Origin of the sequence: uncultured Thioclava sp. (assembly GCF_913064665.1) — a bacterium.
GTDB classification, from domain to species: Bacteria; Pseudomonadota; Alphaproteobacteria; order Rhodobacterales; family Rhodobacteraceae; genus Thioclava; species Thioclava arctica.
In genome coordinates this window covers 1-16,395 of the sequence record NZ_CAJYBT010000058.1, presented here as the reverse complement: position 1 = coordinate 16,395, position 16,395 = coordinate 1, and the positions used below count along the sequence as shown (strand labels likewise).

At 61.9% G+C, this 16,395-nt stretch carries 17 protein-coding genes and 1 pseudogene; 9 read left to right on the top strand and 9 right to left on the bottom strand.

Features of this window, described 5'->3' with window-relative positions; all coding sequences use genetic code 11:
- The 4 genes from QZ571_RS16970 to QZ571_RS16955 form a co-directional block, all read right to left on the bottom strand.
- The coding region (locus tag QZ571_RS16970; RefSeq protein ID WP_295537201.1) for a multicopper oxidase domain-containing protein at positions 1-652 on the bottom strand (652 nt) is incomplete at its 3' end.
- 1 nt (position 653) lies between these two features.
- The gene (locus QZ571_RS16965) at positions 654-1,088 is read right to left on the bottom strand and encodes a cytochrome c (RefSeq protein ID WP_295537199.1); all 435 of its coding nucleotides are present in this window, start codon (positions 1,086-1,088) and stop codon (positions 654-656) included.
- A gap of 90 nt (positions 1,089-1,178) precedes the next feature.
- Positions 1,179-1,511, bottom strand: coding sequence for a hypothetical protein (locus tag QZ571_RS16960; RefSeq protein ID WP_295537197.1), 333 nt, complete (start codon positions 1,509-1,511; stop codon positions 1,179-1,181).
- A gap of 51 nt (positions 1,512-1,562) precedes the next feature.
- Positions 1,563-1,958: a MerR family DNA-binding protein gene (locus tag QZ571_RS16955; RefSeq protein WP_295537196.1), complete on the bottom strand. Its 396-nt coding sequence runs from the start codon at positions 1,956-1,958 to the stop codon at positions 1,563-1,565.
- A gap of 185 nt (positions 1,959-2,143) precedes the next feature.
- Between QZ571_RS16955 and QZ571_RS16950 the strand changes: the two genes are divergently transcribed.
- The 4 genes and pseudogenes from QZ571_RS16950 to QZ571_RS16935 form a co-directional block, all read left to right on the top strand.
- Entirely contained in the window at positions 2,144-4,588 is a 2,445-nt protein-coding gene (locus QZ571_RS16950) for a heavy metal translocating P-type ATPase (protein ID WP_295537194.1), read from the top strand.
- A 47-nt stretch (positions 4,589-4,635) separates the two neighbouring features.
- On the top strand, positions 4,636-5,280 hold the full coding sequence (locus QZ571_RS16945) for a hypothetical protein (RefSeq protein WP_295537192.1): 645 nt from the start codon (positions 4,636-4,638) through the stop codon (positions 5,278-5,280).
- 316 nt (positions 5,281-5,596) lie between these two features.
- On the top strand, positions 5,597-6,364 hold the full coding sequence (locus tag QZ571_RS16940; protein WP_295537203.1) for a hypothetical protein: 768 nt from the start codon (positions 5,597-5,599) through the stop codon (positions 6,362-6,364).
- Positions 6,309-6,461: pseudogene (locus QZ571_RS16935) on the top strand (helix-turn-helix domain-containing protein); the annotation flags it as partial. The gene QZ571_RS16940 and the pseudogene QZ571_RS16935, both read left to right, overlap by 56 nt.
- A gap of 94 nt (positions 6,462-6,555) precedes the next feature.
- Here the strand turns inward: QZ571_RS16935 and QZ571_RS16930 are convergent.
- The 4 genes from QZ571_RS16930 to QZ571_RS16915 all read right to left on the bottom strand — a co-directional run bounded on the left by QZ571_RS16930 (position 6,556) and on the right by QZ571_RS16915 (position 10,887).
- Positions 6,556-7,605, bottom strand: coding sequence for a LuxR C-terminal-related transcriptional regulator (locus QZ571_RS16930; RefSeq protein ID WP_295537190.1), 1,050 nt, complete (start codon positions 7,603-7,605; stop codon positions 6,556-6,558).
- A gap of 243 nt (positions 7,606-7,848) precedes the next feature.
- Positions 7,849-9,075: a surface lipoprotein assembly modifier gene (locus QZ571_RS16925; protein ID WP_295537188.1), complete on the bottom strand. Its 1,227-nt coding sequence runs from the start codon at positions 9,073-9,075 to the stop codon at positions 7,849-7,851.
- An 81-nt stretch (positions 9,076-9,156) separates the two neighbouring features.
- Positions 9,157-9,747, bottom strand: a complete 591-nt coding sequence (locus QZ571_RS16920) for a hypothetical protein (protein ID WP_295537186.1) — start codon at positions 9,745-9,747, stop codon at positions 9,157-9,159.
- A 576-nt stretch (positions 9,748-10,323) separates the two neighbouring features.
- A complete protein-coding gene (locus tag QZ571_RS16915; protein WP_295537185.1) occupies positions 10,324-10,887 on the bottom strand; it encodes a LuxR C-terminal-related transcriptional regulator in 564 nt (187 codons plus the stop codon).
- A gap of 93 nt (positions 10,888-10,980) precedes the next feature.
- Between QZ571_RS16915 and QZ571_RS16910 the strand changes: the two genes are divergently transcribed.
- Genes QZ571_RS16910 through QZ571_RS16900 form a run of 3 tightly spaced genes read left to right on the top strand, consistent with a single transcriptional unit; the run spans position 10,981 to position 14,452 of the window.
- Positions 10,981-12,147 carry an acetyl-CoA acetyltransferase gene (locus QZ571_RS16910; protein ID WP_295537183.1) on the top strand — a complete coding sequence of 389 codons (1,167 nt, stop codon included), beginning with the start codon at positions 10,981-10,983 and terminating at the stop codon, positions 12,145-12,147.
- Entirely contained in the window at positions 12,144-13,649 is a 1,506-nt protein-coding gene (locus tag QZ571_RS16905; protein WP_295537181.1) for an AMP-binding protein, read from the top strand. Before QZ571_RS16910 ends, QZ571_RS16905 begins: the two co-directional genes overlap by 4 nt.
- Positions 13,649-14,452, top strand: coding sequence for a 3-hydroxybutyrate dehydrogenase (locus QZ571_RS16900; protein WP_295537179.1), 804 nt, complete (start codon positions 13,649-13,651; stop codon positions 14,450-14,452). Before QZ571_RS16905 ends, QZ571_RS16900 begins: the two co-directional genes overlap by 1 nt.
- Positions 14,453-14,579: 127 nt before the next feature.
- Here the strand turns inward: QZ571_RS16900 and QZ571_RS16895 are convergent, their stop codons facing one another.
- Positions 14,580-14,915 (bottom strand): hypothetical protein, encoded by a 336-nt coding sequence (locus QZ571_RS16895; protein ID WP_295537177.1) that lies wholly within the window; start codon positions 14,913-14,915, stop codon positions 14,580-14,582.
- Between the two features lie 67 nt (positions 14,916-14,982).
- Between QZ571_RS16895 and QZ571_RS16890 the strand changes: the two genes are divergently transcribed.
- Positions 14,983-15,354, top strand: a complete 372-nt coding sequence (locus QZ571_RS16890; RefSeq protein ID WP_295537175.1) for a cupin domain-containing protein — start codon at positions 14,983-14,985, stop codon at positions 15,352-15,354.
- Positions 15,355-15,717: 363 nt separating this feature from the next.
- A partial coding sequence (locus QZ571_RS16885) for an amidohydrolase family protein (protein ID WP_295537174.1) occupies positions 15,718-16,395 on the top strand: 678 nt, incomplete at its 3' end.

Genomic DNA, 16,395 nt, shown 5'->3' with positions numbered 1-16,395 from the left:
GCAAGCGCAACCGTTCGTGGCGCTTGACGGCAAGCCGGTGGTTGAAACGCCCGTTCGTGCCGATCAAGTTGCCAAGGCGACCGCCATGGCTGAGATCCATCGGTTGGCTGAAATCCGGGTCGATCTGGGCGGTTTCGGGGTTAAGCAACCAGTCATCCAGCATCAGTACCTCGTCGCGATCGACATCCGGGGCCTCGGGTTCTTCGACGATCAGCGGGCCCGAAAGCCCGCGTGCGACCTGCTCCATCGAGTTGGTATGCGCATGATACCAATAGCTTCCGGCATCGGGCAGCGTGAAATCGTAGTCAAAACTGTTCCCCGGCGGCACGGCGTCTTGCGTAAGCCCCGCCACTCCATCCATCGCATTGTCGATGCGGATGCCATGCCAGTGGATCGAGCTGGCCACATCGAGCTTGTTGACGAAACGGCGGCGCAACCGCGCGCCTTGGGGAACCCGCAATTGCGGACCGGGCAGCGCGCCGTCATAGGCCCAGACGTCGGTTTGAGGGTAGCCCTCGGGCGCGATCTGCACGCTTGCGCGCTGCGCGGTCAGAACGACGGGTGCGGTCTGGGCGAAGCCCGTGCGCCATGCCAGCGCGCTTGCACCCGCTCCGGCAAGAACGGCCCGGCGGGTCGGTTTGAAGTTCTGCATCTCAGTTGATCCCGTTGGCGCGCTGCAATTCGCGCACGTAAGTGACGATATTTGCGGTGTCGGCGCGGGTCAGGCCCTCTTGCGGCGGCATGTTTCCAAAGCGCCAGTGATGGGCGCGCACGCCTGCTTGAACCGCAGCGAGAAAGGCCATGTCGCCGTGATGCGAGGGCTCGTAGATCTTGTGTACCAGCGGCGGTCCGAACCCCGCCTTGCCGGTCGCGTTCTTGCCGTGACAGGTGATGCAGGTCGACTCGAAGGCGCGCTTGCCCATGACGGCCTGCGCAGAGAGGGTTTCGGGAAGGCTGATGGCAACAAGCGCATCGCCTTGTGCAGGCGTCGCGGCCTCTGCCTCGGTGGCGGGGGCAGGGCGCCGCGACAGCCAGACGCCCCCGGCGATCGCTGCGACGAGCGCAGCGTAGAGTATGTAGGTCTTCATATAGATATCCAATGCGATCAGACGCGCCTTCGCGGGCGCGAGAAACAGGGTCCGCGCGCGCAGGCGCAGAACGTGCGAACGTTTGATCGATCAGATTCGGGGGGGTGGCAGGTCGAGCTGGGGCTCATGCGCCGGTGGGGCCGGTATGTCGGCGGGCCGCAGCGGCAACGACAGATCGGCTCGGCTCAGAGAGAGCTCGGGCGAAAAGGTGAGAGTGGCCGAGACCAGCATTTCCGCATGTGGACAGGGCATGTCCTGCGCGGGTTGACCCGCGTGATGCCCATCGGGACAGGCCGCGCAATCTGCCATGGTGAGCGCGTCCATCGCGCGGGTATGGGTCATCGCCGCAGCGGGCGCACCCAACTGCGACAGGCCCATCATCACGACCAGCCCGAACATGAAGATATGCAGCGCCTTGCGCATGTCTGCTCCCGTTTCTCCCTCATCCATATCTGGTGGGCTTGCGCGCGCCTGTCAATCGCCGCGCAGGCCCATCAGTTCGTCAAGGATCGCGCAATCGGGGGCATCGTCGCCGTGACATTGCGCGATGAGCCCTTCAAGCTGCGCCTCCAATGCGGTGAGAGACGCGATCTTTTCGCGCACCGCTTCCAGATTTTGTTGCGCAAGCGCGCGCACGTCGCGGCTTGCGCGGTCCTCGTCGGCGCTCAACGCGAGCAGGCGACGACATTCCTCAAGCGAGAAGCCAAGGTGACGCGCCTGCGCCAAAAGCCGCAGCTGCTCGACGCAAGCCGCAGAAAAATCGCGATAGCCATTCGCGCGTCGGTCCGGCGTGACGAGGCCGATTTCCTCGTAATAGCGGATGGTCTTGACCGGCAGCCCGGTCTGCGTCGCGGCGGCCCCGATATTCATCTGCACATTCCTCCTGAGCGGCAAGTAAGCCCTCTAGTAGCTGGAAGGCAAAGTCACGCTTGCGTGATGTGCGCGGGAACTGGCGGATGGGGCCCGGGGTTGAAGGAAAATACCCGCGAGGCGCTTGACCCTCCAGTTCCTAGAGGCCCTATCTGTTCAAGCGAAGTTGCCGAAAGGATGAACGGATGACATCGCGCCATCAGCATGACACTGCCGAAACGATCACCCGCGATCCGGTCTGCGGGATGACCGTGGACCCGAATGCCGACAAGCCCAGCCATGACCATGATGGGCATCGCTATCATTTCTGCTCGCAAGGGTGTCACGACAAGTTTGTCGCCAAGCCCGAGGAGTACGTCAAAGCGACCGATCCCGTCTGCGGCATGTCAGTTGATCGCGCCACGGCCGCGCATATGGCCAAGCTTGATGGCGAGCGGTTCTATTTCTGTTCGTCCGGATGCCAGCACAAGTTCGAGGCGCGCCCCCAGGATTATCTCGGCGTCCGGTCGGCGGCCAAGGCCATGCCGGAAGGGACGCAATATACCTGCCCGATGCATCCCGAGATCGTGCGAGACCATCCCGGCGACTGCCCGAAATGCGGTATGGCGCTGGAGCCGATGAATCCCTCGGCCGATGCTGGCCCGAACCCGGAGTTGGTAGATTTTCGGCGCAGGCTCTGGATCATGGGGCCGCTGGCGGCGGCTGTTTTCGTGCTGGAAATGGGCGCACATATCGGCCTGCCGTTCGCGGATTGGATCGGCCCGAAAGCCTTCCTCTGGCTGCAATTCGTGCTGGCAACGCCCGTGCTGTGGTTCGCGCGCCCGTTCTTCGTGCGGGGTTGGAAATCGGTGGTGAACATCTCGCCCAATATGTGGACGCTGATTTCGCTCGGCACGCTTGCAGCCTACCTGTTCTCGCTTGTGGGCCTTTTGGTGCCGGGTGTTTTCCCGACCGAGATGCTGAACCAGCACGGGATGCCACCCGTCTATTTCGAGGCTTCGGCGGTGATCCTCGTGCTCGTTCTCATCGGGCAGATCATGGAGCTTTCGGCGCGCGAAAAGACCGGCGACGCGATCCGCGCGCTTATGGATCTGGCGCCCAAGACCGCGCGCCGGGTGACCGACAGCGGCGAGGAGGACGTGCCGCTCGACGCAGTGCAGGCGGGCGACAAGCTGCGCGTGCGCCCGGGCGAGACCGTGCCGGTAGACGGCGTGATTGCTGATGGGTCGTCGGCCATCGATGAAAGCATGCTCACGGGTGAGCCCGTGCCGGTCGAGAAGGCGCAGGGCGATGCGGTCACGGGCGGCACGCTTAACAAGCAGGGCAGTTTCGTGATGGAGGCGCAGGCGGTGGGCTCGGAGACCACGCTCTCGCGTATCGTCGAAATGGTCGGTAAGGCGCAGCGCTCGCGTGCCCCGATTCAGGGGCTGGCCGACCGCGTGGCGCTTTATTTCGTGCCGGGGGTGGTGCTTTGCGCGGGGCTGGCCTTCATCGTCTGGCTCACCTTCGGCCCCAGTCCGGCGCTAGGTTACGCGACCGTGGCCGCCGTTTCGGTCCTGATCATCGCCTGCCCCTGTGCGCTGGGTCTCGCCACGCCGATGTCGGTGATGGTCGGCACTGGGCGCGGCGCGAGCGCAGGCGTTCTGATCCGCGATGCCGAGGCGCTGGAGCGCTTTGCCAAGGTTGACACGTTGATCGTGGACAAGACGGGCACGCTGACCGAAGGCAAACCCACGCTGACCGACGTGATTGCCGATGGGGTAAGCGAGGAAGAGGTGAAGTCGCTGGCTGCAGCGTTGGAACGTGGCTCGGAGCATCCCCTCGCCGAGGCCATCGTGCAGGGCGCACAGGATGCGCTCAGACTTGAAGCGGAGGGGTTCGAGGCGGTGACCGGCAAGGGCGTCATGGGCCGGGTGGAGAGCGCGCAGATCGCGCTTGGCAACGCCGCTCTGATGGCGCAGATCGGCGCCGATACCGGGGCGCAGGCCGAAACGGTCGAACGCCTTCAGAACGACGGCAAGACCGCAATGTATCTTGCCCGCGATGGCGCGGTGATCGGAGTGATCGCCGTCGCCGATCGGATCAAGGAAACCACCGCCGATGCCATCCGCGCCCTGCATGGCGAAGGGCTGCGCATCATCATGGCCACCGGCGACAGTCAGGGCACCGCGCAGGCGGTCGCGCGCGCGCTGGAGATCGACGAGGTTCATGCCGGCGTCTCGCCCGAAGACAAGGCTGCGCTGGTTGACAAGCTGCGCAAGGACGGCGCCTCGGTCGCAATGGCGGGCGACGGGGTGAACGATGCCCCGGCGCTGGCGGCGGCAGATGTCGGCATCGCGATGGGCACCGGGGCTGATGTCGCAGTGGAAAGCGCGGGGCTGACGCTCGTCAAGGGCGACCTGAATGGCATTGTGCGCGCGCGCCGTCTGGCTGAGGGGGTGATGCGCAATATCCGTCAGAACCTGTTCTTCGCCTTCGCCTACAATACCGCCGGCGTGCCGATCGCGGCAGGCGTTCTTTACCCGGTGTTCGGCGTGCTGCTTTCGCCGGTAATCGCAGCACTCGCGATGAGCTTCTCTTCGGTCTCGGTGATCGCCAATGCGTTGCGGCTGCGCAGGCTGAAATTGTGACGCGGCCGGATCAACATGATAGGCTCATGCAAACTGTTGGAGGTTATATGAAACGTAGTCTCGCCATCCTCACTCTCGTGGCGGTTCCTGTGCTCGCCCATGCACAGGACATGGACGGTCACGGCATGGACCAAGCAATGGGTGAGGGCCATGCCGTGATGTCAGACGATCATGCGATGATGCATGGCGCGGATATGACCGGGCCCGAGGGGATGATGCCCGGCGTCCAGCCCATGGGTGATGCGCGCACCATCACTGAACCGGGCCAGTCCGCTTTTGCCGCGATCCAAGAAATCGTGGGCCATCTGCTCGCCGATCCCAACACCGACTGGAGCCGCGTCGATATCGAAGCCTTGCGCCAGCACCTGATCGACATGAACAACGTCACCCTTCATGCGCAGGTTCGCGCGCGCGACATCCCCGACGGCGCGCGTTTCGAGGCAACCTCGGACGATCCTGCGGTCACCACGTCGATCCGGGCGATGGTGCCGGCCCATGTGGCGACGATGAACGGGGTCGAGGGCTGGAAGATGAGCGCCGAGAATATCCCCGGAGGCAGCGCGCTTATAGTGAAAGGGGCGGACGCTCAAAAGATCCGTGCGCTTGGCTTCATCGGCATTTTGACCGTCGGGGCGCATCATCAGGCTCATCACCTTGCGATCGCGATGGGTGAGGCGATGCACGGTCATTGAGGATTCGAGGATGTCCGATCTATTTCGGGCCATGCCAAACGCCGAAAGCTTAAGATCAGTGACTGCTTGGATTCTTGTTGTAGCTTCGAAAACGATTAAACTCAGGGCGGACAAGGCTTGTATCATCGAGCGGCTGTTCGGGGCAGACCATTGTGCTTTCCCGCGTCGTGGTCGACTGGCAGCTTCAAGCTGCTTCCAGACCTTTGCGGCGATCGTCATAAAGGGCTGCTAAGGGTCGGGATCGTCGCTCGCGGCGGTGCATCGCCATTTTGGCAAAGCCGTGCCGCCGTATGACCGCTTGGACCCCAAACCCACAATGCCTTGCGGCGTGGTCTTGAAAAACCGGATCGCCAAATCGGCAATGTCTGACTCCTTGGGGGACGAAACCGGTCATCCGACAGCCGAGCAAAACAGGCTGTATCAGCGTTGGGCCGAAGGTGGGGTGGCCGTATCGATCATTGGCGAGGTGCAAGCCACGCCTATCTACGCTGAAAGGTCCGGCAATCTGATGTTTGACGCAGCTTCTGACCTGTCAAAGTTTCGCGCGCTTGCCGAACATGGCGCTCAAAACGGCACGCAGTTATGGCTGCAACTCGGTCACGCCGGGGCGCTTGCATATGCGCCAATCAGCAGCCCTAAGGGGCCAAGCGCCCTCGATTTACCCGGCTTTCGCTGTGAGCGGATGACACAAGATGAAATCCACCAGATGGCTCTGGATTTCGCAAAGACCGCCAGCTTGGCACAGCAAGCCGGGTTCGGCGGTGTACAAATCCACGCCGCACATGGGTTTTTGCTCAGTCAATTCCTGTCGCCATTGTTCAACACGCGCCGCGATGAATATGGCGGAGCAATCGCCAACCGCATGAGACTGCTCCTTGAAACCATCGAGGCAATGCGTGCGGCAGTCGGTCCTAACTTTCCCATCGCAGTGAAGCTCAACTCTTCAGACCAGCTTGAAGGCGGGCTTGGCGAAGACGCGTCACTTCAATCGTGCGTCGTCTTCGTTCTTTCCTCATCAGGCGCAATTTGGTGGGATCGGGCCACCGGAACGCAGGCGGTCGCGAGGGGCGTTGGGTCTCATTGAGCGGGAGGGGATTTCCCGTGAGCTTGTCGCAAAGCGGTCGTTTCGTTCGATCGCGCAAAGCTTGAAACGGTCGCCTTCGACAATCAGCCGAGAAGTTTGAAGCATGCGTTGCAGCGACCCGTTGAAATCGCAGAGGCAGAGCGGACGCATAGTTCATCGCCTGCGCCGAACGCTCCACGGATCTTATTGGATTAGATAAGGCCCAGCTTTAGGGCGATGGCGACCGCCTCCGCGATGGTTCGCGCCCCCAGCTTTCTACGTAGGTTGGCACTGTGCAAATCGATCGTTGGCATCGCCAGATCAAGGTCGTGGCCCAACTGATCGCGCCTGAGGCCCCGGATCAAACCATGCAGGACATCGCGCTCACGAGGCGTAAGCAGTATTCGTTCCTGCGGAGAGTCGAAAAGATCCTGCATCCCATCGGTGAATTCGGTTGTCGCAATAACAAGCACCTTACGCCCGCCGTCGGTGCGTGGCAGGAAGTTGAGCCGCAGTCTCGGGATGATACGCCCGTCGATCGCGCGCGTCTGGGCTAGATCCATCGCGCCTGCCTCGCTTTTGCGGGCTGCCGTGGCCCTTCCGGCCGTCAAGTGAAAGGCGCTCTGTCCGGTACCCTGAACCCTAAGCGTGCGCTTGGAATCGACGGCCAGAAGAGGATGCAACTTGAAGAGACGTTCAGCTTTCCCATTCATCCGAAGAAGGCGGCCCTGATGATCAAGTTCGAAGATCGGCGCATCGTCGAGCAAGCTGCGATCCGCGGCTGCGATTTCGCGGATGCTGGCGCGGTGCAATTCGCGCCGGATCGCGTGGAGCCGACCTAGGTCTTCGACATGGCGATTTATCAGGCTCAGTTCGGTATCCGTGAAATCCCCGGCGGTCTTGCCTTTGTGGAAGGCCGTGGCAACCCGACCGTCGCGCGTGCCTTGTAGCAGGCCAAGGCACCAATACCGATCCAGTCGGTTCTTCGTGATGAACTCGTTAAACATCTCGCTTTCTTCAAGTTCTTGCGGGGACACGTAGTTCGAAAGTCGAAATACGCCGGTCCCAACCTTGTCATCCGTGCCTTGCGCCAACCAGGGATCAGGTCCTTCGAATGTGTTGTAATCGAGATTGGCTTCCGCTTGTGTTCCGGCGGTGATTTCCCGGTAGTCCCCCGGGTGGAGCCATATGAATATCGCCGAAGGAACGTCGATTTCGCGCGCCAGTCGATTGGGCAGCGTGTTGAACAGCTCGTCATCCAAGGCGGCTTCGTAAATGTCGTGATGCGATAGGGCTTTAGGCATTGGATGAATTTATTCTGTTGCGCGATCTCTGGCTGAGCAGTGGTTCGGGGAACCGCCTTGCTCCCGATAGGAAAGCCGTTGCGAAACCAAAGCCAAATCTCCAAGTCGATCGGTTAATATGCCCCGCAGCAGATCGCCTAGGACACCGTGAAACTGGACAGATGAAACTTGTTAACCCTACGCTAAGATGCCCGATTCCTGTCAAAAATCAAGTTTTAGCGACAGGGCGCAATCGACGGAATTGGTTGTATAAAGCGCAACATTCGACTGGGTGCGCCGCACGGTGCAACTGATTTTGGGCGATTGCCCCAAGATTTTCGCCTGTCGCAATGCCACACTCAGACCAAGGCTCGCCGAACGGTCATGGCGGCGTTCGCCTACGATCGGGAAATCGGCATCGTAGCTGCGTTCGCCATAGCTAAGAGAGAGACCACCGCGGAGCCCTTCAAGCAATGGCCGCTCATATCCGATCCGCAATTCGGCACCGCTGTAGCGATGATAGTCGGTGCGCGGCAGGGCACGTTCAAGCCGCACCCCGTAGCTTAAATGTCCTCTCCGCCCCAGCGGGTTTCTGCGCCCAAGGTCAATGCTGTAGCGGGGGCCCGTCAGGTAGGGTTTCTCCAAATAGCTGCTGTATTCTCCAGTGATGCGCAAGAAAGTGCGCCTCCCGCCAACTTGGCGCCAAGATTTCGAAAAACTAATTGCGCGAGTGATGTTGTCCGAGGTTACATCTTGCGCGGCGCCGCCATAACGCCGCTTGCGCAGGGCTGCCTCCAATGACCAGGGGTTTCGGCCGCCAAGATGCTCGTATCTGACCGCGAGCGAGGGCTCTGCGTAACGCAGCGCGGCGGAATGAAACCAAGCTCCCGCATAGGTGGCGCGAAACCGGACACGATGGCCCGGTCGGGGCTGGATGACCCAATCCATATTCATGCCAAACCCGAGCCCGACACCGGAGGTTTCATTCCCGCCATTATCGATAAGGAAGGTGCCGAAATCGGTCACGAGGTAGCGTTCGGAAGCGACGTGATCGACATTGCTGCTCGGCAGGAGCGAGGCCGAGGCAGAGAACCGCAGGGGATGGGCGCGGTCGAGCGCCTGCCAGGCCGCGAGAAGCGCGGGCTCATGCGTAGGATCCTTCGCGAGAGCATAGCGCAGGAAAGCCTCGCTGCGCCGGATTGAGCCGAATTTCGCGAAACTCTTTTGCAGCCCTACCTGTGCAGGAACGTAATTGGGGTGGCGCGCCGCGATTTTTCCGAAAACCACAAGGGCGGTGCCCGGTTTGTCGCGTGAGATCTGTTCGTTCGCGAATGCGAGCCAATCCGAGACGGATTGCTGAGCCTGAACGCGTGTCGGCACGACGACTGTAAGTCCGACGAAGATCGAGACTGTGAGCCAAAGCCATTTTAACGGAAAAACGTTTCGCATCGCGTGCTCAGAAGTCGGTTTGTCGGTCCGAAGGACACCGGGCGCACTGCGCCCGGCCCCCATGTAGACGAGTGTCCCGTCTCAATTTTTGGTCGCGTAGAAAGCACCGCCGACGTCGATACTTGTCGAGCTGTCGCCAGAGTCAGCAATTGTTCCGCTTATATCACCGACGGCGGTCAAGGTGCCCGCATCGTCATAAAAACTGCCGGTCATGTTCAGAGCGACGTCTGTTGGCGTCTCGCCGTCCGACAATGTTCCTGTCGCGGAGGCCGTCAGATCCGTCCCCCCCACGGTCCCGTCCACGGCAAGCGTGCCGTTGACATTGGCGTCTTTGGTCAGGGTCTCGCCGCTGTAGATCCCGAAATCGGAAGCCGTGCCGCTGACCTTTCCCGCATCAAAGTCGACATCCATCGCGAGTTTGCCTATCGCAGTCGTGGTACTGTCCTCGGGATTGATGTCGCTGACGCCCATGTAGCCCGACATCGAAGCCTGCCCCGTCGGAGCCGTCGTGGTCAGTGCCCCGCTGGTGATGCGGTCTTCATAGTCGGAATAGGTGGCATCGACGTTCTGTGCCGCTGCTGACGTCAGAGCGCCGGAAGAACCGTTGCTGCTGTTACAAGCGGACAGCGCAAGACAGGCGGCTGAAGCCGCAAGCGCAAATTTTAGAGTCATGAGAAAGCCCTGTTTTGTGATTGGTCCCCACGGCCCGACAGGTCGAGCCGATCACACACATCTCACACCAACGTGCGTGCGCCGCGCAATCTATGAGAAACTATAGGTTTCGCTCGCATCGGCGAGCCCTGTCTCGGTGCCGGGGTGACAAGTAAGCGTCAAGTCGCGACCATCAGAGAACGTGAGCCCAATCGTTAGGCTTCCACGCTTTCAGAGATCGCCTGAGCGTCTTCGAGCGCAACGTCAAGGTAACGGACGGTGCTGTTTGTCTTGGGGCATCTAAGAAAGGGCTGAACCGCCCTCAGGTTGTCGGTCTATCTGTCGATATGCGCCGCACGAGGCAGGCGTATTGACCAGCGGTTTCGTCCCAGTTGGGGCCTTCGGCGCTACGTGAATGATGGATATGCAGCGAAAGACCGATATGGCGGCCACGTTGCAGCACCTCGGCGTGCAATCGAATGACACCTCCGGGCCGAAACTTCGAGACAGCCTGAGCAGAAGAGAATTTTTTGCTACGCAAGGCAGGAGCGTCCTCTATGTGCAGAAAAGTCCTAGATACATGCGCGGTTTGCAGCGTCACATCGGCAGGCCTGTCAGGCGTGCAACGAGTTCGGCAGTGTTTCGCGCCCCCAGTTTGGCTTGCAGTTTGGCACGATGTGCCTCGGCAGTGCGCGGCGACAGGTCGAGAGTGCGCGCGATTTCCTTGCTCGTACGACCCTCGGCCAAGAGCGCCGCAACCTGACGCTCGCGGGCTGTGAGGTCCACAACGGGGCGCGATTCGGAGATGTCCGCGAAGCTCCACACCGCACGCTCAAAGGGCGTTTCGGGCGTCAGCGACTGGCCACGCACCCGGCACCAGAAGAGCGAACCGTCGCGCCGCTGCATGATGCGTTCGTCCGCATAACGTCCGGTGGCGCGCATGCGCCGCATCCCGATTTCGCCGATGCGCAGAAATTCTTCGTGCGACGGGTAGAGCAGCGCAAGCGAACGACGGGGGAGTTCACATTCGGCGTAGCCAAAGGTCTCGCAGAAGCGCGCGTTGCAACGCTCGATCACCCGATCACGGGTCACTGCCAACCCGATCGGCGCATGCGTGAAGGCCAGCACAGCCGCCTCTACGTCCATGGCGTCTTTGTTCATCGTCTTCTCCCGATATCGTAGTTCTACGAATAGAGCGCGCGTGGGTCTCGCGCTAGTCTGCGCCGCGATGGATGCATTTGGGAGGATGACAGCATGGACGCGAAAATCGTCGGCTGGGGGCATACAAAATTCGGCAGGCTTGCGGGCCAGACGTTTGAGAATCTGGTTCTCGAAGCAGGCGCCGCAGCGCTCAATCACGCGGGGATTGATCCCGCCGAGATCGACGCGATCTGGCTGGGCCATTTCAACTCCGGGCTCGTGCCCGACGGATTCGCGAGCTCCCTCGCGCTGGGTCTGGATGACGCGCTGCGCTTCAAACCCGCGACCCGGGTCGAGAATGCCTGCGCCTCGGGATCTGCCGCGATCTACGCCGCGCGCGACGCGATCCGATCCGGACGGGTCAAGGCCGCACTGGTCATCGGGGCCGAGAAGATGACCGCGAAGGACACAGCCGGCGTGACGGAGGCTCTGGCGGGCGCGTCCTATCAAGCGGAAGAAGCTGGCGTCTCTTTCCCGCAGATATTCGCGCGCTTCGCGACTGCCTATTTTCAGACCTATGGCGACCGGTCTTCAGCGCTTGCCCGGATCGCGGCGAAGAACCATGCCAACGCGCTCGCCAACCCAATGGCGCAGATGCGCAAGGACGTAGGCTTTGAGTTCTGCAACACCGTCAGCGAGAAGAACCCGATGATCGCAGCGCCCCTTCGGATGACCGATTGCTCGCTGATCTCGGACGGGGCAGCAGCGTTGATCATGGTCGCAGACGATCGCGCGGGCGATTTCGCCAATTCCATCGCCTTCCGCGCCGCCGAGCAGGTCAACGACTACCTGCCGATGTCGCGGCGCGATCTGCTGGCCTTCGAGGGACCGGCAGAGGCCTTCCGCCGCGCCTATGGCAAGGCAGGTCTCGGGGTCGGAGACCTTTCCTTCGCCGAAGTTCATGACTGCTTCACCATCGCCGAGCTTCTTGTCTACGAGGCGATGGGGCTGGTGCCTCGGGGCGCTGGCGCGCGCGCCATCGATGAGGGCATGGTCAATCGCGACGGGCGCTTGCCGGTGAACCTCTCGGGCGGTCTCAAGGCCAAGGGGCACCCCGTCGGCGCCACCGGGGTCTCCATGCATGTGTTGGCGGCGATGCAACTTACCGGGCAAGCGGGCGAAATGCAACTGCCGGGGGCGGAGCTGGGCTGCGTCTTTAACATGGGCGGCTCGGGTGTTGCCAATTACTGCTCGATCCTCGAAGCGGAGCGCGCGGCATGAACCCGGCTGAATGGCTTGTGCGCAGCGCGATCCGCCGTCCGGCGGCCCCCGCGCTCCTCTGTGGCGACGAGGTGCGCGCCGATTACGCAACCTTCGCTGAGCACGCGGCGCGGATCGGCGCCGGTCTGGCGGAACGGGGTATCGTGCCGGGCGATCGCGTTGCTCTTTTCATGAAAAACCGCATCGAATATCTCGAGGCGCTTTACGGGGCGTGGTTCGCGGGCGCGGTGGTCGTGCCGATCAACGCGAAGCTCCACCCGCGTGAGGCCGAATGGATCATCGAGGCCTCTAGCGCAAAGCTTACCTTCGTATCTCCCGATACGGGCGCGGACCTGCGCGCCGAGACGATCGACATCGCCGGCGAGGCTTATTCCGAACTGCTGGGTCACGCGCCGTTGCGCGCCCCGGTTGAGGTGGCATCGGATCAGACGATCTGGCTCTTCTATACCTCAGGCACCACCGGTCGACCCAAGGGGGTGCGGATCACCTCGGCCAATATCCAGGCGATGTGCCTGGGCTATTTCACCGATGTCGACAGCGTCGCAGAGCAGGACGCGATCCTCTACGCCGCACCGATGTCGCATGGCGCGGGGCTCTACAACTTCATGCACGTCATACGGGGCGCGCGTCACGTCGTGCCGCAATCAGGTGGCTTTGAGGCCGACGAGATTCTAGACCTCGCCCCGAAGCTTGACCATGTCTCGATGTTCGCAGCCCCCACGATGATCCGTCGGCTGGTCGATCACGCCAAGGCGGCCGGTCAGGCGGGCGACGGGATCAAGACGATCGTCTATGGCGGCGGGCCGATGTATCTCGCCGATATCGTCGAGGCGGTCGCTGTGATGGGGCCCCGCTTCGTCCAGATTTACGGTCAGGGCGAAAGTCCGATGACGATCACCGCCCTGTCGCGCGATCTCGTGGCTGACCGCAGCCATCCGCGCTGGCGCGAACGGTTGGCTTCGGTCGGTCAGGCGCAAAGCCCGGTCTCTGTACGCATCGCGGATGCCGAGGGTCAGACTTTGCCACCGGGCGAGACAGGGGAAATCCTTGTGCGCGGCGCGGCGGTAATGGCCGGCTACTGGAAGAACCCCGAGGCAAGCGCGAACGCGATCCGGGATGGGTGGCTCTGGACGGGCGACCTTGGCGCGATGGATGCGGATGGCTTTGTCACGCTGCAGGATCGTTCAAAGGACGTCATCATTTCCGGCGGCACCAACATCTATCCGCGTGAGGTCGAGGAGGCGCTCTTGCTGCATCCTTGCGTTCACGAGGTGGCGGTGGTCGGCATGCCCGACCCCGAATGGGGCGAGAGCGTCGTGGCCTTCGTCACTCCCGCGCCGGGCGCAGAGATCGACCCCACGGCGCTCGACCAGCATTGCTGCGAAACCATCGCCCGGTTCAAGCGCCCCAAGGCGTATCGCGTGGTCGCGCAACTACCAAAGAACAACTACGGCAAGGTGTTGAAAACCGAGCTGAGACAGAGATTGAAGGAGGAGGAATGATGTCGAGACTGGATGGAAAGACAGCGCTCGTGACTGGCTCGGTTCAGGGCATCGGCCTTGCGATCGCCGAAGCCCTTGCCGGTGCCGGGGCGCGCATCGCGCTGCATGGTCTGGCCGATGACGCCCAAGTCGCCGAGGCGACTGCGACGCTGAAAGAGGCTGGTGCGCCAGAGGTGCGCTTTTTCGATGCCGACATGGCGGACCCCGCAGCCATCGACGCGATGATGGACGGCGTGGCGGACTGGGGTGGGGCCGATATCCTGGTGAACAACGCGGGTATCCAGCGCACGGCGAGCCTCGCCGAAGCGACCCCCGAGATCTGGAACGCGGTTCTGGCAGTGAACCTCTCGGGCGCGTTTCACACGATGCGCCGCGCGCTGCCTTCAATGGCAGAGCGCGGTTATGGTCGTGTCGTCAATATCGCCTCTGTCCACGGTCTCGTGGCCTCGGTCAACAAGGCTCCCTATGTCGCATCGAAATTCGGTCTGGTCGGCATGAGCCGGGTCGCGGCGCTGGAATACGCGACGGCAGGGTCGAAATCCACCGGCGGGGTGACGGTCAACTGCATCTGCCCTGGCTGGACCGAAACCGCCATTCTCGCCCCCCAGATCGAGGAACGCGCGGTGGCTCATGACGGCGACCGCGCGGCCGGGATTGCGGATCTACTTGCGGAGAAACAACCCTCGCGGCGAACCTCGGACCCTGCAGAGATCGGGGCGCTCGCGCTATGGCTCTGCGCGCCGATCGCGCACAACGTGACCGGAACGTCTATCCCGGTCGATGGCGGGTGGACCGCGCAATAGAGGGCAAGGGAGACCATTGCGGCCATGCATGTCATGTTCATCATCGGCAACGCACCTGTCCGGAATAGCCACTTCTGGACAGGCCCTCGGCCTCATGCTCCTGTCGCTTTCCATCCTGAGCAGGATGTCAACTTTCTTGATCGAAGCCCACGGCTTGAGTTCGGCCCAGGCACGAAACGCCTCCGGTTTGGTCGCGCGCGCCAGCATCGCGGGCAGCCTCGTCTACGGTCTGCTGGCGGATCGGGTGAAGCCAACCACGCTCGTTCTCACCGCCGCTGTCCTGCTGATCGCAAGCGCGCTGCCCGCTTTCGAGCCCGGCTTCGGTTTCGGCGTCGGCAGTCTCCCATCTCGTGCCGTATTCGGCCCAGATTGGACCCGCAAATGGGCTTTTCGCACAGTTAGGTCGCATCGTGGCCTTCACGCCGACCATCGTCGGGCACTCATTGGCCGCGTCGAATTTCATCTAACAACAAGCCCGGTAGTGGCGGTCGCACAGACTCAGAACGATAATCAGCACGGGAGCGAAAACATTGAAGGAGACATCACTGCAACCCACACCGGATGCGAAATCCCCGGCCGGGGCGAACATCCGCTTCATCATGGATGGGGCCACGGGCAACATGATCCATAGCACGGTGCCACCAAGCCAAATCAACAGGGCGACGGTTCATGCCACCGTCAGCGAATTCTGGTTCATCCTCGAAGGTGAAGGCGAGATCTGGCGACGAGACAGGACCGAAGAGAGGATCACACCGTTGCGTCCGGGCGTGTCGATCGACATTCCTGTCGGCACGGCCTTCCAGTATCGCAATGTGGGAGATCAGCCGTTGACGTTTATCTGCGTGACCATGCCGCCTTGGCCGGGTGACCACGAGGCGACCCACTTGGAGGGGGCGGTGTAGGCAACAGGCTGCCTCACTCAGCTGGGGGGCGAGAAGCGCCGATCCCAAGCCTTCCGACGCAAAAACCAGAGGTCCAGTTGGTCCGCGCTGACGTCATGGGTGCCGCGCGCGGCGAGGGTTCGCACTGAGCCCACACTGCTGAATGCTGCTTCCGCCACCAACATCAGCCATGCGCAGGAAGCGGAGTTTGCCAAGTCTTTTCCTCGGGAGACTGCCAGGCCGGCAGCAGGCGGCCAGATGGCAATGGAGTGTTTTTGGACACGAGCCGCAAGATGTCGTTAGTTTGATATTTGACGGCGAGCCTGTGGAGCCTCGATCTCATTGCGCCGGATATTGTGCTGCAGAGACAAGGGGAAACCGGTCATGCAGCCAAACGACATCCATATTGACGCACATGTCCATCTTTATAGGGATGGCGACCTTTCGCGGGTTGCTGATGACGCGCCCTATGCCCGGCCCGCCGCGCAATCTCTGACCAGCTATCTTGATGGGCTGAGCCAAGATGGGATTGTGCCTGTGCTGATCAATAACGTGCATCTCAGCATCCTGCCCGATTCCGAAAACGTGTTTTCTTCCTTTGCTGAGCTGGAAATGTTGCAGGCGCGGGAGCCGGAGCGCTACGGAAATATCCGGCTGGTCGGAACGATCCTTGCCGATCCCGGATACGCGACCGCTGAACGGCTGCGCCATCCGCAGATCGTTGGTGTGCGGATCGTGTTGCATGATGCCTCGCCTGAGAGTGTTGGGCCGGATGACTTCGCGACGTCGGAATGGGCGGCGCTTTGGGCGCGGCTGCGGGCCGATCAGCACATCCATATCTATGCGCAAGAGCCCGAGACGGGCCTACGTGTGTTGCAGCAATTGCCGCAAGGCCTGAACGTCGTGATCGACCATCTGGGCAATTGTCGCCCCAGTCGTGAGCCGCAGGACAACGCCTTTCAGGCCTTGCTCGGCGAGGCCGCGCGGCGCGGGACCGTCTGGTTCCAAGGGCCGGGCTCTCGCACGACCACCGAACCGCAAACGACCCCGCCCTGCTTGCCG

Bases quoted from the DNA above. Each gene is read 5' to 3' on its own strand.
- QZ571_RS16900 (WP_295537179.1), top strand. From the start codon at position 13,649: ATGTCGAGACTGGATGGAAAGACAGCGCTCGTGACTGGCTCGGTTCAG.
- QZ571_RS16910 (WP_295537183.1), top strand. From the start codon at position 10,981: ATGGACGCGAAAATCGTCGGCTGGGGGCATACAAAATTCGGCAGGCTT.
- QZ571_RS16915 (WP_295537185.1), bottom strand. From the start codon at position 10,887: ATGAACAAAGACGCCATGGACGTAGAGGCGGCTGTGCTGGCCTTCACG.
- QZ571_RS16960 (WP_295537197.1), bottom strand. From the start codon at position 1,511: ATGCGCAAGGCGCTGCATATCTTCATGTTCGGGCTGGTCGTGATGATG.
- QZ571_RS16895 (WP_295537177.1), bottom strand. From the start codon at position 14,915: ATGAAATTCGACGCGGCCAATGAGTGCCCGACGATGGTCGGCGTGAAG.
- QZ571_RS16920 (WP_295537186.1), bottom strand. From the start codon at position 9,747: ATGACTCTAAAATTTGCGCTTGCGGCTTCAGCCGCCTGTCTTGCGCTG.
- QZ571_RS16965 (WP_295537199.1), bottom strand. From the start codon at position 1,088: ATGAAGACCTACATACTCTACGCTGCGCTCGTCGCAGCGATCGCCGGG.
- QZ571_RS16950 (WP_295537194.1), top strand. From the start codon at position 2,144: ATGACATCGCGCCATCAGCATGACACTGCCGAAACGATCACCCGCGAT.
- QZ571_RS16945 (WP_295537192.1), top strand. From the start codon at position 4,636: ATGAAACGTAGTCTCGCCATCCTCACTCTCGTGGCGGTTCCTGTGCTC.
- QZ571_RS16940 (WP_295537203.1), top strand. From the start codon at position 5,597: ATGCCTTGCGGCGTGGTCTTGAAAAACCGGATCGCCAAATCGGCAATG.
- QZ571_RS16925 (WP_295537188.1), bottom strand. From the start codon at position 9,075: ATGCGAAACGTTTTTCCGTTAAAATGGCTTTGGCTCACAGTCTCGATC.
- QZ571_RS16955 (WP_295537196.1), bottom strand. From the start codon at position 1,958: ATGAATATCGGGGCCGCCGCGACGCAGACCGGGCTGCCGGTCAAGACC.
- QZ571_RS16905 (WP_295537181.1), top strand. From the start codon at position 12,144: ATGAACCCGGCTGAATGGCTTGTGCGCAGCGCGATCCGCCGTCCGGCG.